12 protein-coding genes are annotated in these 13,996 nt (G+C 61.2%); 2 read left to right on the top strand and 10 right to left on the bottom strand.

All coding sequences use genetic code 11. The features are described 5' to 3' along the window. Positions 1 to 3: 3 nt before the first annotated feature. From FHW75_RS04225 to grpE, 8 genes are all read right to left on the bottom strand, one after another. Positions 4 to 453, bottom strand: coding sequence for a hypothetical protein (locus tag FHW75_RS04225; protein ID WP_012053750.1), 450 nt, complete (start codon positions 451 to 453; stop codon positions 4 to 6). Further along, positions 431 to 913, bottom strand: coding sequence for a transcription elongation factor GreA (gene greA / locus FHW75_RS04220; protein WP_016712090.1), 483 nt, complete (start codon positions 911 to 913; stop codon positions 431 to 433). Before greA ends, FHW75_RS04225 begins: the two co-directional genes overlap by 23 nt. Further along, complete coding sequence (carB, locus tag FHW75_RS04215; protein WP_019098158.1) at positions 910 to 4,131, bottom strand: carbamoyl-phosphate synthase large subunit; 3,222 nt, start codon at positions 4,129 to 4,131, stop codon at positions 910 to 912. The genes greA and carB overlap by 4 nt, the downstream gene beginning before the upstream one ends. 105 nt (positions 4,132 to 4,236) lie before the next feature. Continuing rightward, a complete protein-coding gene (gene carA / locus FHW75_RS04210) occupies positions 4,237 to 5,373 on the bottom strand; it encodes a glutamine-hydrolyzing carbamoyl-phosphate synthase small subunit (RefSeq protein WP_003249935.1) in 1,137 nt (378 codons plus the stop codon). 245 nt (positions 5,374 to 5,618) lie between these two features. Next, positions 5,619 to 6,422, bottom strand: coding sequence for a 4-hydroxy-tetrahydrodipicolinate reductase (gene dapB / locus FHW75_RS04205; RefSeq protein WP_016712092.1), 804 nt, complete (start codon positions 6,420 to 6,422; stop codon positions 5,619 to 5,621). 13 nt (positions 6,423 to 6,435) lie between these two features. Then, the gene (gene dnaJ, locus FHW75_RS04200; protein ID WP_019098160.1) at positions 6,436 to 7,563 is read right to left on the bottom strand and encodes a molecular chaperone DnaJ; all 1,128 of its coding nucleotides are present in this window, start codon (positions 7,561 to 7,563) and stop codon (positions 6,436 to 6,438) included. A gap of 194 nt (positions 7,564 to 7,757) precedes the next feature. After that, positions 7,758 to 9,683 (bottom strand): molecular chaperone DnaK, encoded by a 1,926-nt coding sequence (gene dnaK, locus FHW75_RS04195; RefSeq protein WP_016712093.1) that lies wholly within the window; start codon positions 9,681 to 9,683, stop codon positions 7,758 to 7,760. A 101-nt stretch (positions 9,684 to 9,784) separates the two neighbouring features. Beyond that, on the bottom strand, positions 9,785 to 10,342 hold the full coding sequence (gene grpE / locus FHW75_RS04190; RefSeq protein WP_019098161.1) for a nucleotide exchange factor GrpE: 558 nt from the start codon (positions 10,340 to 10,342) through the stop codon (positions 9,785 to 9,787). A 192-nt stretch (positions 10,343 to 10,534) separates the two neighbouring features. Here grpE and recN point away from each other — a divergent pair, with 192 nt between their 5' ends. Further along, positions 10,535 to 12,208, top strand: a complete 1,674-nt coding sequence (recN, locus tag FHW75_RS04185) for a DNA repair protein RecN (protein ID WP_183673187.1) — start codon at positions 10,535 to 10,537, stop codon at positions 12,206 to 12,208. Between the two features lie 111 nt (positions 12,209 to 12,319). Here the strand turns inward: recN and fur are convergent, their stop codons facing one another. Continuing rightward, positions 12,320 to 12,724: a ferric iron uptake transcriptional regulator gene (fur, locus tag FHW75_RS04180; protein ID WP_012274258.1), complete on the bottom strand. Its 405-nt coding sequence runs from the start codon at positions 12,722 to 12,724 to the stop codon at positions 12,320 to 12,322. A gap of 97 nt (positions 12,725 to 12,821) precedes the next feature. Between fur and FHW75_RS04175 the strand changes: the two genes are divergently transcribed. Continuing rightward, a complete protein-coding gene (locus FHW75_RS04175) occupies positions 12,822 to 13,358 on the top strand; it encodes an outer membrane protein assembly factor BamE (RefSeq protein WP_025754268.1) in 537 nt (178 codons plus the stop codon). A gap of 64 nt (positions 13,359 to 13,422) precedes the next feature. Here the strand turns inward: FHW75_RS04175 and FHW75_RS04170 are convergent, their stop codons facing one another. Next, a complete protein-coding gene (locus FHW75_RS04170; RefSeq protein WP_016712097.1) occupies positions 13,423 to 13,857 on the bottom strand; it encodes a type II toxin-antitoxin system RatA family toxin in 435 nt (144 codons plus the stop codon). Positions 13,858 to 13,996: the final 139 nt, after the last annotated feature.

Below are 13,996 nucleotides of genomic sequence, written 5' to 3'. Positions count from 1 at the left end.
CGGTCAGTGGCGCGGCGAACGCGCCCTGACCGGCACCGGCTGGGCCACCAGCACGATGCCGGAAAAGCCCAGTACCAGGAAGCAGAACATCTGCCAGCGCTCGCCCACGGAAATACCGTAGCGCAAGGTGTAGTACCCCACGCAGGCGCCGAAGCCGAGCAACAGCATCTGGCCACGGAACTGCCGCCACCAGGCCGCCAGGCCGTCCACCCTTGCCAGCACTGCCAGCTGGGTCAACAAGCCAAGCAACGCCACGCCGATCAACCAGCGGTCGATCTGCCCGGCGATATCCTGCACCAGCAGCGGCGCCAGGCCACTGACCTTCAGCGCAGGCACCAGCCCCACGTGAAACACCCAAAGGCCGCCGACCCAGAAAACCTGGGCCAGCTGCCAGAGGATCCCCTCGAGGGATGGCGCCCGCAGGCGCCGGTCAGATGTGCTTGACTTCGACAATCTCGTACTCGACCGTGCCACTAGGCGTCTTGACGACGACAATATCACCTTCTTCCTTGCCGATGATGGCACGGGCAATCGGCGCGCCGGCCGAGAGCTTGCCCTTCTTGATGTCGGCTTCGTCCTCGCCAACGATCTGGTAGGTCACCTGGTCACCGGTCTCGGTGTTTTCCAGATCTACGGTGGTGCCGAAGATGACCTTGCCGGTGTGGGGGATGGTGGTCACGTCGATCACCACCGAGTTCTGCAGGCGGCCTTCGATATCGCGGATACGCGCTTCGACCATGCCCTGCTCTTCGCGGGCTGCATGGTATTCGGCGTTTTCCTTGAGGTCACCCAGTTCGCGCGCTTCGCCGATTGCCTGGCTCAGGCGCGGGCGCTCGGTCTTGCTCAGGAACAGGTGCTCCTCTTCCAGGGCGCGAGCGCCCTGGACGGTCATCGGGTACTTGGTAATGCTCATGCTTTCAGTCCTGCATGCAGATCTTGCAAGCGACGAACGGTCTTTTCCGGACCAAACTTCAGCGCTTCGCAGATGGCTTCACCGGCCGCAATGGTAGTGGTGCAGTAAATCTTGTGCTGCAGCGCATTGCGACGAATCGAGTAGGAATCGGCGATCGACTGGCGGCCTTCGGTGGTGTTGATGATCAGCGACACTTCGTCGTTCTTGATCATGTCGACCACGTGCGGGCGACCTTCGGTCACCTTGTTCACACGGCGCACTTTCAGGCCAGCCGCTTCGATAACCTTGGCGGTGCCAGCAGTTGCAACCACTTCGAAGCCCAAGGCGATCAGGTCGCGGGCAACGCCAGCCACTTGTGGCTTGTCGTCGTCACGCACGCTGATGAACGCGGTACCGCCGGTCGGCAGCACTTCGCTGGCACCCATCTGGGCCTTGGCGAAGGCTTCACCGAAGCTGTCACCCACGCCCATGACTTCACCGGTCGATTTCATCTCAGGGCCGAGGATCGGGTCAACCCCTGGGAACTTGGCGAACGGGAAGACGGCTTCCTTGACGCTGTAGAAGTTCGGGATGATTTCCTGGGTGAAGCCCAGCTCTTTCAGGGTTTTGCCAGCCATCACGCGGGCGGCGATCATGGCCAGGGAAGTGCCGATGCACTTGGACACGAACGGCACGGTACGCGAGGCGCGCGGGTTGACTTCGATCACGTAGATCTTGTCGCCTTGCAGGGCCAGCTGCACGTTCATCAGGCCGACGACGCCCAGCTCCAGGGCCATTTTCTTGACCTGTACGCGAACTTCGTCCTGCACTTCCTTGCTCAGCGAGTAAGGTGGCAGCGAGCACGCCGAGTCACCGGAGTGAACGCCGGCCTGCTCGATGTGCTGCATGATTGCGCCGATCACCACATCGGTACCGTCGCACACGGCGTCCACGTCCATCTCGATGGCGCAGTTGAGGAAGTGGTCGAGCAGTACCGGGCTGTCGTTGGACACCTGTACGGCTTCACGCAGGTAGCGCTTGAGCTCGTCCAGTTCGTAGACGATTTCCATGGCGCGGCCACCCAGTACGTACGACGGGCGCACCACCAGCGGGTAACCGATGCTGCCAGCAGCGCTGATGGCTTCTTCTTCGCTGCGCACGGTGGCGTTTGGCGGCTGCAGCAGGTTCAGGCGCTGAACCATCTGCTGGAAGCGCTCACGGTCTTCGGCGCGGTCGATGGCGTCCGGGCTGGTACCGATGATCGGTACGCCGGCTTCTTCCAGGGCACGAGCCAGTTTCAGCGGCGTCTGGCCGCCGTAGTGCACGATCACGCCTTTCGGCTTCTCGACGCGGCAAACTTCCAGCACGTCTTCCAGGGTCAGCGGCTCGAAGTACAGGCGGTCGGAGGTATCGTAGTCGGTGGAGACGGTTTCCGGGTTGCAGTTGACCATGATGGTCTCGTAACCGTCTTCACGCAGCGCCAGTGCAGCGTGTACGCAGCAGTAGTCGAACTCGATACCTTGACCGATACGGTTCGGGCCACCACCCAGGATCATGATCTTGTCGCGGGTCGACGGGTTGGCCTCGCACTCTTCCTCGTAGGTGGAGTACAGGTAGGCGGTGTCGGTGGCGAACTCGGCGGCGCAGGTGTCGACGCGCTTGTACACCGGGAACACTTCCAGCTTGTGGCGGTGACGGCGCAGGTTCTTGTCGGTGATGCCCAGCAGCTTGGCCAGACGCTGGTCCGAGAAGCCCTTGCGCTTGAGGCGCAGCATGTAGTCCTTGTCGATCGCCGACAGCGCCAGGGTCTTGACCTTCTCTTCTTCCTTGATGAGGTCTTCCATCTGCACCAGGAACCACAGGTCGATGCCGGTCAGCTCGAAGATTTCCTCGATGGTCATGCCGGAACGCATGGCGTCAGCCACGTACCAGATACGCTCGGCACCCGGCACAGTCAGCTCGCGTTTGAGGATGCTGGCAGCTTCCGGGCTGGCCAGGTCGACTTTCGGGTCGAGGCCGCAGGCACCGACTTCCAGGCCGCGCAGGGCTTTCTGCAGGGATTCCTGGAAGGTACGGCCGATGGCCATGACTTCACCCACAGACTTCATCTGGGTGGTCAGGCGGGCGTCGGCTTTCGGGAATTTCTCGAAGGCGAAGCGTGGCAGCTTGGTGACGACGTAGTCGATCGACGGCTCGAAGGACGCCGGGGTGCGGCCGCCGGTGATGTCGTTCTGCAGTTCGTCGAGGGTGTAACCAATGGCCAGCTTGGCAGCGATCTTGGCGATCGGGAAGCCGGTAGCCTTGGAGGCCAGTGCCGAGGAACGCGACACACGCGGGTTCATCTCGATCACGACCATGCGGCCGGTGTTCGGGCAGATACCGAACTGCACGTTGGAACCGCCGGTCTCAACACCGATTTCACGCAGCACCGCCAGCGAGGCGTTGCGCATGATCTGGTATTCCTTGTCGGTCAGGGTCTGTGCCGGAGCAACGGTGATCGAGTCACCGGTGTGCACGCCCATCGGGTCGAAGTTCTCGATCGAGCAGACGATGATGCAGTTGTCCTTTTTGTCACGGACCACTTCCATCTCGTACTCTTTCCAGCCGATCAGCGATTCGTCGATCAGCAGCTCTTTGGTCGGCGACAGGTCCAGACCACGGGTGCAGATTTCTTCGAACTCTTCACGGTTGTAGGCGATACCACCACCCGTACCGCCCATGGTGAACGATGGGCGGATGATGCATGGGAAGCCCAGCTTCTCGAGGACCGCATTGGCCTCTTCCATGCTGTGGGCGATACCGGAGCGCGGGCACTCCAGGCCGATGTCCTTCATGGCCTTGTCGAAGCGCGAACGGTCTTCGGCCTTGTCGATGGTGTCGGCGTTGGCACCAATCATCTCTACGCCGAACTTCTCCAGAACGCCGTGGCGCTCCAGGTCCAGGGCGCAGTTCAGTGCGGTCTGGCCACCCATGGTCGGCAGGACGGCGTCCGGGCGCTCTTTCTCGATGATCTTGGCCACCGACTGCCATTTGATCGGCTCGATGTAGGTGGCGTCGGCCATGGCCGGGTCGGTCATGATGGTGGCTGGGTTGGAGTTCACCAGGATGACGCGGAAACCTTCTTCACGCAGGGCTTTGCAAGCCTGGGCGCCGGAGTAGTCGAATTCGCAGGCCTGGCCGATCACGATCGGGCCAGCGCCGAGAATCAGGATGCTTTTGATGTCTGTACGTTTTGGCATGGTTGTCACTCAAATCCGGGGTCAGTCGGCAAGCCGCTTTGAACAATCTGGGTCAGGCGCTTCCGGGCGCGGCGCGAGCCGGCCCGGGGCCTTGAAGCAGGATGCTCAGCGGCGCTTGGCCATGGCATCGGTGAAACGATCGAACAGTGGCGCGACATCGGTCGGGCCTGGGCTCGCTTCAGGGTGGCCCTGGAAGCTGAACGCGCTCTTGTCGGTGCGCTCGATACCCTGCAGGGTGCCGTCGAACAGCGACTTGTGAATGGCGCGGACGTTGCCCGGCAGGGTGGCCTCGTCAACGGCAAAACCGTGGTTCTGGCTTGTGATCATGACCACTCCGGTGTCCAGGTCCTGGACCGGGTGGTTGGCACCGTGGTGGCCGTGGCCCATTTTCACGGTCTTGGCGCCGGAAGCCAGGGCCAGCAACTGGTGGCCGAGGCAGATGCCGAATACCGGGATCTCGGTTTCGAGGATTTCCTTGATCGCCTGGATCGCGTAGTCGCAAGGCTCAGGGTCACCAGGGCCGTTGGACAGGAACACGCCGTCCGGGTTGAGTGCCAGCACTTCGCTGGCCGGAGTCTGGGCCGGCACCACGGTCACGCGGCAGCCACGGGCCACCAGCATGCGCAGGATGTTCAGCTTGACGCCGTAGTCGAAGGCAACCACGTGGTACGGCAGGTCGGCCGCGTCGATGGTCGGGTGGCTGTCGGTCTTCAGCTCCCACACGCTGGAGCGCCACTCGTAGCGTTCCTTGGTGGAAACGACCTTGGCCAGGTCCATGCCCTTCAGGCCCGGGAAGCCGCGGGCGGCGGCGATGGCGGCTTCTTCGCTGATGTTGTCACCGGCGAGGATGCAACCGTTCTGGGCACCCTTTTCACGCAGGATTCGGGTCAGGCGACGGGTGTCGATGCCAGCGATGGCAACGACGTTGTTGGCCTTGAGGTACTCAGGCAGCGACTGGGTGTTACGCCAGTTGCTGGCCAGCAGCGGCAGATCACGGATGACCAGGCCTGCGGACCAGACGCGGTTCGACTCGGCATCTTCCGGCGTGGTGCCGGTGTTGCCGATGTGCGGGTAGGTCAGGGTAACGATTTGCTGCGCGTAGGAAGGGTCTGTAAGGATTTCCTGGTAGCCGGTCATAGCGGTGTTGAATACCACCTCACCAACGGTCTGACCGTCGGCACCGATAGCTTCACCGCGGAAAATACTGCCGTCGGCAAGGGCGAGTATGGCTGGCTTTGTCAAGAAGACCTCCCGTAAATCAAGCATGAAAGGGCGATCGCAGGTTGCAAAAAAGCGGAGTGACGTATGGACACGTCACCCCGCTTTCATGTGCTGAATTCAATTCGCTGCGCGCTTTTAGTGGACACACTAAAGCTGTAGCTTACAGAAAAGTGCGTTTTTGGTCTACCGCGGATGTGCCTCTAAAACACAAGATTGCGACAAAGGGGTGCATCGCACCCCAATCGCGGGCCAGCCCCTTGCAAGGCTCAGTGCAGTTCGAGCACATCCTGCATATCGTACAGGCCAGGCTCACGCCCATCCAGCCACAGCGCCGCACGCACGGCCCCCTTGGCAAACGTCATGCGGCTGGAGGCCTTGTGGGTAATTTCCAGGCGCTCGCCTTCAGCTGCGAACAGAACGGTGTGATCACCCACCACATCGCCGGCGCGTACGGTGGCGAAGCCGATCGTCTTGCGATCACGCGCGCCAGTCTGCCCTTCACGGCCATACACGGCCACTTCCTGCAGATCGCGGCCCAGCGCATTGGCAACCACTTCACCCATGCGCAGCGCAGTACCCGACGGTGCATCGACCTTGTGCCGGTGATGCGCCTCGATGATCTCGATATCGACATCATCGCCCAACACCCGGGCAGCCAGATCAAGCAGCTTCAGACTAAGGTTCACACCCACGCTGAAGTTGGCAGCGAACACAATTGGAATATCCTTGCCAGCTTCAGCCAGCAGCTGCTTTTCTTCAACCGTAAAACCGGTGGTGCCGATGATCATCGCCTTACCGTGCTTGCGACAGAATGCGAGGTTTTTCAGGGTCACCGATGGGTGGGTGAAGTCGATCAGCACGTCGAATTCGTCGGCGACCTTGGCCAGATCGTCAGACAACAACACACCAATCCGGCCAAGAGCCGCCAACTCGCCGGCGTCAGCCCCGACGAGCGAGCTGTCAGGGCGATCGATCGCCGCCGTCAGCCCTGCACCCGGCGTTTGTTGCACGGCCTCGATAAGGGTCTTGCCCATCCGCCCCGCCGCGCCCATCACTGCAATACGTCGCATAGCCTTTTCCTTGTCAGAGATCGCCGAAGAAGCGCTTCACGCCATCGAACCAGCCACTGGCCTTGGGCGAGTGGGAGCTGTCGCCTTCCAGCGAGTCACGCAGTTCTTCCAGCAGCTCGCGCTGGCGACGGCTGAGGTTGACCGGGGTTTCCACCGCCACACGGCACAGCAGGTCGCCCGCACCACCGCCACGCACCGGCGCCACACCCTTGCCACGCAGGCGGAACTGCTTGCCGGTCTGTGTACCTTCCGGAATTTTCAGCTTCACGCGGCCATCCAGGGTCGGCACTTCCAGCTCACCACCCAAGGCAGCATCGGTGTAGCTGATCGGCACTTCGCAATACAGGTGCTTGCCATCACGCTGGAAGATCTCGTGCTCACGCACGCTGATCACCACATACAGGTCGCCGGTCGGGCCACCATGGGTACCCGCCTCGCCCTCGCCAGACAGGCGGATGCGGTCGCCAGTATCGACGCCCGCCGGCACCTTGACCGACAGCGTCTTGTATTCCTCAACCCGGCCTTCGCCGTGGCACGAGGTGCATGGGTCGGTGATGATCTTGCCCTGGCCATGACAGCGCGGGCAGGTCTGCTGTACCGAGAAGAAACCTTGCTGCATGCGCACCTGACCGATGCCACCGCAAGTCGGGCAAGTCGATGGAGTCGAGCCCTTTTTGGCGCCAGAGCCATCGCAAGGCTGACAGTTGACCAGGGTAGGTACGCGGATGCTGACCGTGGTGCCACGCACCGCTTCTTCCAGGTTCAGCTCCAGGGTGTAACGCAGGTCGCTGCCACGCTGGGCACCGCCACGACCACCACCACCACGGCCGCCACCGAAGAAGTCGCTGAATACATCGCCGAAGATGTCGGAGAAGTTGGCGCCACCGAAGCCAGCACCGCCGCCGCCCATGCTTGGGTCCACGCCTGCATGGCCGTACTGGTCGAATGCCGCACGCTTGCTGGCATCAGACAGTACTTCGTAGGCCTCGTTGGCCTCTTTGAACTTGTCTTCCGACTCTTTATCGCCCGGGTTGCGGTCCGGATGGTACTTCATCGCCAGTCGGCGGTAAGCCTTTTTGAGGTCAGCTTCACTGGCGCCGCGCTCGACACCCAGAACCTCATAGTAATCACGCTTGGACATAGGTCATTTGCACCTTGTTGGGCGTCTGGCATCTGCGCCGCGCCATCAGCACCTGCCGCCCCACCAGGAGCGCTGACAGATACTGTAAAAATTCTCGAATTCCAGATACGCCAACGCGGGAGCAAGCCCCCGCGCGGCGACATCCTACCAGCTCACCGCCAAACGGCGGTGAACTGGCCGACAACATGCAGGGATTACTGCTTGTTGTTGTCTTTCACTTCCTCGAACTCGGCGTCAACCACGTCATCGTGCTTGGCTTCCGGCTCGGCCTGCTGCGCGCCACCCTGAGGCTGTTCAGCCGACTGCTCGGCATACATCTTCTGGGCAACCGGGGCAGAGACCTTGGACAGCTCTTCAACCTTGGCATCGATTGCGGCCTTGTCGTCGCCTTTGACAGCGGCTTCCAGGGCAACAACGGCGGCCTCGATGGCGGTTTTCTCTTCAGCGGTAACCTTGTCACCTGCGTCAGCGACCATCTTGCGGGTCGAGTGAACCAGCGCATCACCCTGGTTACGGGCAGCGGCCAGCTCTTCGAACTTGCGGTCTTCCTCGGCGTTAGCCTCGGCGTCACGCACCATGCGCTCGATTTCTTCGTCCGACAGGCCGGAGTTGGCCTTGATCACGATCGACTGCGACTTGCCGGTGGCCTTGTCTTTGGCGCTGACATGCAGGATGCCGTTGGCGTCGATGTCGAAGGTAACTTCGATTTGCGGCACGCCACGCGGAGCTGGCGGAATGTCAGCCAGGTCGAACTTGCCCAGCGACTTGTTCTGCGCAGCCTGCTTACGCTCGCCTTGCAGCACGTGAATGGTCACGGCGCCCTGGTTGTCGTCGGCAGTCGAGAACACCTGCGACTTCTTGGTCGGGATGGTGGTGTTCTTCTCGATCAGCGAAGTCATCACGCCACCCATGGTCTCGATGCCCAGGGTCAGCGGGCTGACGTCCAGCAGCAGTACGTCTTTCACGTCACCGGCCAGAACGGCGCCCTGGATGGCAGCACCCATGGCAACGGCTTCGTCCGGGTTGACGTCCTTGCGCGCTTCTTTACCGAAGAAGTCAGCAACGGCTTTCTGCACCAGCGGCATACGGGTCTGGCCACCGACCAGGATCACGTCGTCGATCTTGCTGGCATCGATGCCAGCGTCTTTCAGGGCGATGCGGCAAGGCTCGATGGTACGGTTGACCAGGTCTTCGACCAGCGACTCCAGCTTGGCGCGGGAGATCTTCACGTTCAGGTGCTTCGGACCGGTGGCGTCTGCAGTGATGTACGGCAGGTTGACGTCGGTCGACTGGGCGGACGACAACTCGATCTTGGCCTTTTCAGCAGCTTCTTTCAGGCGCTGCAGGGCCAGCGGATCGTTCTTCAGGTCCATGCCGGACTCTTTCTTGAACTCGTCGACGAGGTAGTCGATCAGGCGCATGTCGAAGTCTTCACCACCCAGGAAGGTGTCACCGTTGGTGGCCAGTACTTCGAACTGGTGCTCACCGTCGACTTCGGCGATCTCGATGACCGACACGTCGAAGGTACCGCCACCCAGGTCATAAACGATAACGGTGTGGTCGCCCTTGGCCTTGTCCATGCCGTAGGCCAGCGCAGCGGCGGTCGGCTCGTTGATGATACGTTTTACGTCCAGACCAGCGATACGGCCGGCGTCTTTGGTGGCCTGACGCTGGCTGTCGTTGAAGTAGGCCGGAACGGTGATGACCGCTTCGGTGACTGGCTCGCCGAGGTAGTCTTCGGCGGTTTTCTTCATTTTTTTCAGGACTTCGGCGCTGATCTGCGGCGGTGCCATGTCCTTGCCGCTGGCCTGCACCCAAGCGTCGCCGTTGTTGGCCTTGACGATCTTGTACGGCACCAGCTTGATGTCTTTCTGCACGACGTCTTCTTCGAAGCGGCGGCCGATCAGGCGCTTCACTGCGAACAGGGTGTTGTGCGGGTTGGTGACGGCCTGGCGCTTGGCCGACTGGCCAACCAGGATTTCGCCGTCGTTGGCGTAGGCCACGATCGAAGGGGTGGTACGCGCACCCTCGGCGTTTTCGATGACCTTGACGTTACCGTTTTCCAGAACGGAGACGCACGAGTTGGTGGTCCCCAGGTCGATACCGATGATTTTGCCCATGTTAACTCTCCCGAAACTTGAATTTGGTAGCAGCGACTACTTTTGCCAACTGCGGTAATACTTGAAGGCTTGACACCTAAATGGGGATGCCCCGATGGATTTCAAGCCTTTTCATTGATCGAGGGTTGCGCCGCGCTCGGCGCCTTGCTGACCACCACCATGGCGGGGCGCAGCAGGCGGCCGTTCAGCAGGTAACCCTTCTGGAACACGTTCAGCACACTGTTCGGCTCGACCTCAGCGCTTTCCTGCATAGCCATGGCCTGGTGGTGCTCCGGGTTGAACGGCTCACCGTGCGGGTCCACAACTTCGAGGTTGTAGCGCTTGAGGGTGTCCTGGAACATCTTGAGGGTCAGCTTGACGCCTTCGCGAATGGCTTTGACTTGCTCGTCTTCGTCATTGGAGTGCGCCAGGGCCAGCTCCAGGCTGTCAATTACCGGCAGCAGGTCGTTGGAGAACTTCTCCAGGGCAAACTTGTGGGCTTTTTCCACATCCTGCTCGGCGCGACGGCGCACGTTCTGCAAGTCGGCTACAGCGCGCAGCGACTGATCCTTGGCGGCGGCCAGCTGCTCCTCGAGTTCCAGAACACGGGCGTCCGCAGTGGTTTCTGCACCGGTTTCTTCAACGTTAAGGTCTTTTTCGTTCAGCTGTTCGTCAGCCATGGGGTCTCTCCTGCGCAATTTTGTGGACTGCGAGCCAGGCTCGCCTTGGATGTCGGCTATATGGGGTCGGAAAAACCAGCTTCAAGGGGCAAGGTGGTTTTCCGGGCAGCAACAGAATCTGCCAAGGAGCATTGGCAGGCCTGAAAAAAGTACTGTATAAATAACCAGACCTGACTTTCGGGAGCCGCCCCCATGCTGGTGCACCTGTCCATTCACAACTACGCCATCGTCGAGCACCTCGACCTCGAAATTGCCCGCGGCATGTCCGTCATCACCGGCGAGACCGGTGCGGGCAAATCGATCATGCTCGACGCCCTCGGCCTTGCCTTGGGCGACCGGGCCGACAGCGGCGTGGTGCGCCCCGGCACCGACAAGGCAGATATCCTCGCCACCTTCGACCTGGTGGACATTCCCGAGGCCCATGCCTGGCTGGCCGAACGCGACCTGGACAACGACGGCCTGTGCATCCTGCGTCGGGTCATCACCGCCGAAGGCCGCAGCCGCGGTTACATCAACGGCACACCCTGCCCGCTCGGCGACCTCAAGGCGCTGGGCGAACTGCTGATCGATATCCACAGCCAGCACGAACACCAGTCGCTGCTCAAGACCGATACTCACCGCCGTCTGCTCGACGAGTACGCTGGTGCCGTCGACCTGGCCCGCCAGGTGCAACTGGCGGCCAAGCGCTGGAACCAGACGCGCCTGGAGCTGGAACGGCTGTCCAACTCCGGCGATGAGCAGCGCGCCCGCCACCAGTTGCTGAGCTATCAACTGGAAGAGCTGGACAACCTTGGCCTGGGTGAACACGAACTGGAACATCTGGAGCAGGAGCACAAGAACCTGACCAGCGCCGAAGCGCTGTTCGGCATCTGCCGCCAGGTTATCGATCAGTGCAGCGAAAGCGATTCGGGCAACGTGCTGAGCGCCCTCACCTCCAGCCTCAACCGGCTGGGTGCAGCCACCCACTCACCCAAAGCCCTGGTTGAAGCGGCCAACCTGATTGCCAGCGCGCAGATCCAGGTAGAAGAAGCCGTGGGCGAGCTCAACCGCTTCCTCGACAACTTCGACGCCGACCCTATGCGCCTGCAAGCCTTGGAAGAGCGCCTCGACACCATCTATACGCTGGCGCGCAAACATCGCGTGCACCCCACCGAGCTGCCTCACCTGCAGCAGCAGTTGATGGAAGAGATCGAAGGCCTGAACGCCAGCGACGAGTCAATCGAGCGATTGGGCGAAGAGCTTGCCGCCTTCGCCCAGCACTATAAAGAGAAGGCTCGTGAACTCAGCAGCCTGCGCCAGCAAGCGGCGCAGCAGCTGGCAGGCGCGGTGGAGCAGGAAATCCAACGCCTGGGCATGCCTGGTGGGCGCTTCTGCATCGAACTGACGCCCAACGAAGGCGCAGATTTGTCGCCCCACGGTTTGGAGCAGATCGAGCTGCTGGTCAGCGCCAACCCCGGTCAACCGCTCAAAGGGCTGGCAAAGGTAGCCTCAGGCGGCGAACTGTCGCGTATCAGCCTGGCGATCCAGGTGATTACCGCGCAGACCTCGCGGATCCCCACCTTGGTGTTCGACGAAGTCGACGTGGGCATCGGCGGCCCCACTGCAGAAATCGTCGGGCAACTGCTGCGCCGCCTGGGCGAGCGCGGGCAAGTACTGACCGTGACCCACCTGCCTCAGGTGGCCGCGCAAGGGCATCACCACCTGTTCGTGCACAAGGTGCGCAACAACGATACCACCCACACGGCCGTGGCCAGCCTGGGCAAGCGTGAGCGGGTCGAGGAAGTGGCGCGAATGCTAGGCGGCATCGACCTGACCAAGGAATCCCTGGCGCATGCGCGCAAGATGGTCGTTTCCGGCAAGGCTTAATGCTACCCGCGCTGGCCCTATCGCCGGCAGGCAAAACATGGTTCTGCCCAAGCCAGAAAGCACAAAGGCGACCCTAGGGTCGCCTTTGCCATTCATAACGATAAAAAATCGTTACTTCTTCTTACGCACATACAGGACCAGATTGTGGTCCACCAGCTCGTAGCCATGCTCGGCCACGATTTCGCGCTGGCGCTTCTCGATTTCGGCGTCCATGAACTCGATGACTTCACTGGTATCCACGTTCACCATGTGGTCGTGGTGACCGCCATCGGCCAACTCGAACACGGCGTGGCCGCCGTCGAAGTTGTGGCGAACCACCAGGCCAGCCGCTTCGAACTGGGTCAGTACGCGATAGACGGTGGCCAGGCCTACGTCCTCGCCTGCCTCCATCAGCGCCTTGTAGACATCTTCGGCGCTCATGTGACGCTGCTCGGTGGAATCGAGCATCTGAAGGATCTTGACTCGAGGCAGGGTCACCTTGAGACCGGCTTTGCGCAATTCGCTATTTTCAACCATGGTCAGCTTTCTCGCCGATGCTGCTTCGCAGCTTCTCTTAATACGGGTATGATCGGGGTTTACGTTGTCCAGCCAAGATAGTGGAAGTCGCCCACCGATGCAAAACACCAAGCTCTTGCTAAACAGCCTCGCCCTCGCGGGACTGCTCGCACTCGCCGGTTGCTCGTTTCCCGGGGTTTACAAAATCGACATCCAGCAGGGCAATGTCGTCACGCAAGACATGATAGACCAATTACGCCCCGGAATGACCCGACGGCAAGTAAGGTTTATCATGGGCAACCCGCTGATTCAGGACACCTTCAACACCAACCGTTGGGACTACCTGTACAGCCTGCAGCCAGGTGGCGGTAAGCGTCAGCAAGAACGCATGAGTGTGTTCTTCAACGAAAGCGACCAGCTGGTCAGCCTGTCTGGCGACTTCATGCCAGGCGTCAGCCGCGACCAGGAAATTCTCGGCGGCAGCAGCGACACCACGGTCAGCCCGGCCACCGAGCCAGGCCAGGCCGAACAGCCAGCCGCGCAACCTGTGGAAAAACCAGCCAAGCCTGGCTCGACCGAAGAATCCATCCAGCGCGAAATCGACACCATCGAGACCACCCCGGTACCGACCCCTGCACCGCTGGAAACCCGCTAATTAGGGACAGCAGGCACAAAAAAGCCCGGACGTGTTCCGGGCTTTTTGTTTTCGCCCGTTTCAATCAGGCATTCAGTTGCTTGGCGCGCTGGCAGAAAGCATCAACCAACGTGTTGGCCGCCTGGTTGAACAGTGGGCCCAACGTGGCGCGCACAATCGGCCCGGCATAGTCGAAGGACAGGTCGAGGCTGATCTTGCAGGCCTTTTCACCGAGCGGCTTGAACACCCACACACCATGCAGCTGGGTGAACGGCCCTTCTTCGAGGTTCATCTCGATCGACTGCCCCGGTACCAGCACGTTACGCGTGACGAAGTGCTGGCTCATGCCCCCCTTGGCCACTTCGAGCTTGGCGCGCATATGCGTTTCGCTGGCTTCCATTACCGTCGAGGCCGAGCACCACGGCAGAAACTCAGGGTAGCTGGCCACATCGTTGACCAGATCGTAAAGCGCCTGGGCGGGGTATGGCAGCAGGGCAGAGCGTTGAATATGGGTAGTCATCCAGGCGTCACTTCCAAGGCTGGGTGGCGACGCTTCGCAGCGTGCCGAAAACAGGTTCTGTGCGTATGACAGGGTTTGTATTGTCCGGTATTCATTCCAGTGGCTCAAGCACACCGAAATCCCATAGCGGACGACGCGC

The sequence above is a fragment of the Pseudomonas sp. OG7 genome (genome assembly GCF_014192825.1).
In the GTDB taxonomy this organism is placed as follows: domain Bacteria; phylum Pseudomonadota; class Gammaproteobacteria; order Pseudomonadales; family Pseudomonadaceae; genus Aquipseudomonas; species Aquipseudomonas monteilii.
Note: the sequence above shows the minus strand (reverse complement) of the source record. Positions and strands in the feature narration are given on the sequence as shown.

Excerpts from the sequence above, each read along its gene's own strand:
- greA (WP_016712090.1), bottom strand. The coding sequence starts at position 913 with ATGAGCATTACCAAGTACCCGATGACCGTCCAGGGCGCTCGCGCCCTG.
- carB (WP_019098158.1), bottom strand. The coding sequence starts at position 4,131 with ATGCCAAAACGTACAGACATCAAAAGCATCCTGATTCTCGGCGCTGGC.
- dapB (WP_016712092.1), bottom strand. The coding sequence starts at position 6,422 with ATGCGACGTATTGCAGTGATGGGCGCGGCGGGGCGGATGGGCAAGACC.
- dnaJ (WP_019098160.1), bottom strand. The coding sequence starts at position 7,563 with ATGTCCAAGCGTGATTACTATGAGGTTCTGGGTGTCGAGCGCGGCGCC.
- dnaK (WP_016712093.1), bottom strand. The coding sequence starts at position 9,683 with ATGGGCAAAATCATCGGTATCGACCTGGGGACCACCAACTCGTGCGTC.
- grpE (WP_019098161.1), bottom strand. The coding sequence starts at position 10,342 with ATGGCTGACGAACAGCTGAACGAAAAAGACCTTAACGTTGAAGAAACC.
- recN (WP_183673187.1), top strand. The coding sequence starts at position 10,535 with ATGCTGGTGCACCTGTCCATTCACAACTACGCCATCGTCGAGCACCTC.
- fur (WP_012274258.1), bottom strand. The coding sequence starts at position 12,724 with ATGGTTGAAAATAGCGAATTGCGCAAAGCCGGTCTCAAGGTGACCCTG.
- FHW75_RS04175 (WP_025754268.1), top strand. The coding sequence starts at position 12,822 with ATGCAAAACACCAAGCTCTTGCTAAACAGCCTCGCCCTCGCGGGACTG.
- FHW75_RS04170 (WP_016712097.1), bottom strand. The coding sequence starts at position 13,857 with ATGACTACCCATATTCAACGCTCTGCCCTGCTGCCATACCCCGCCCAG.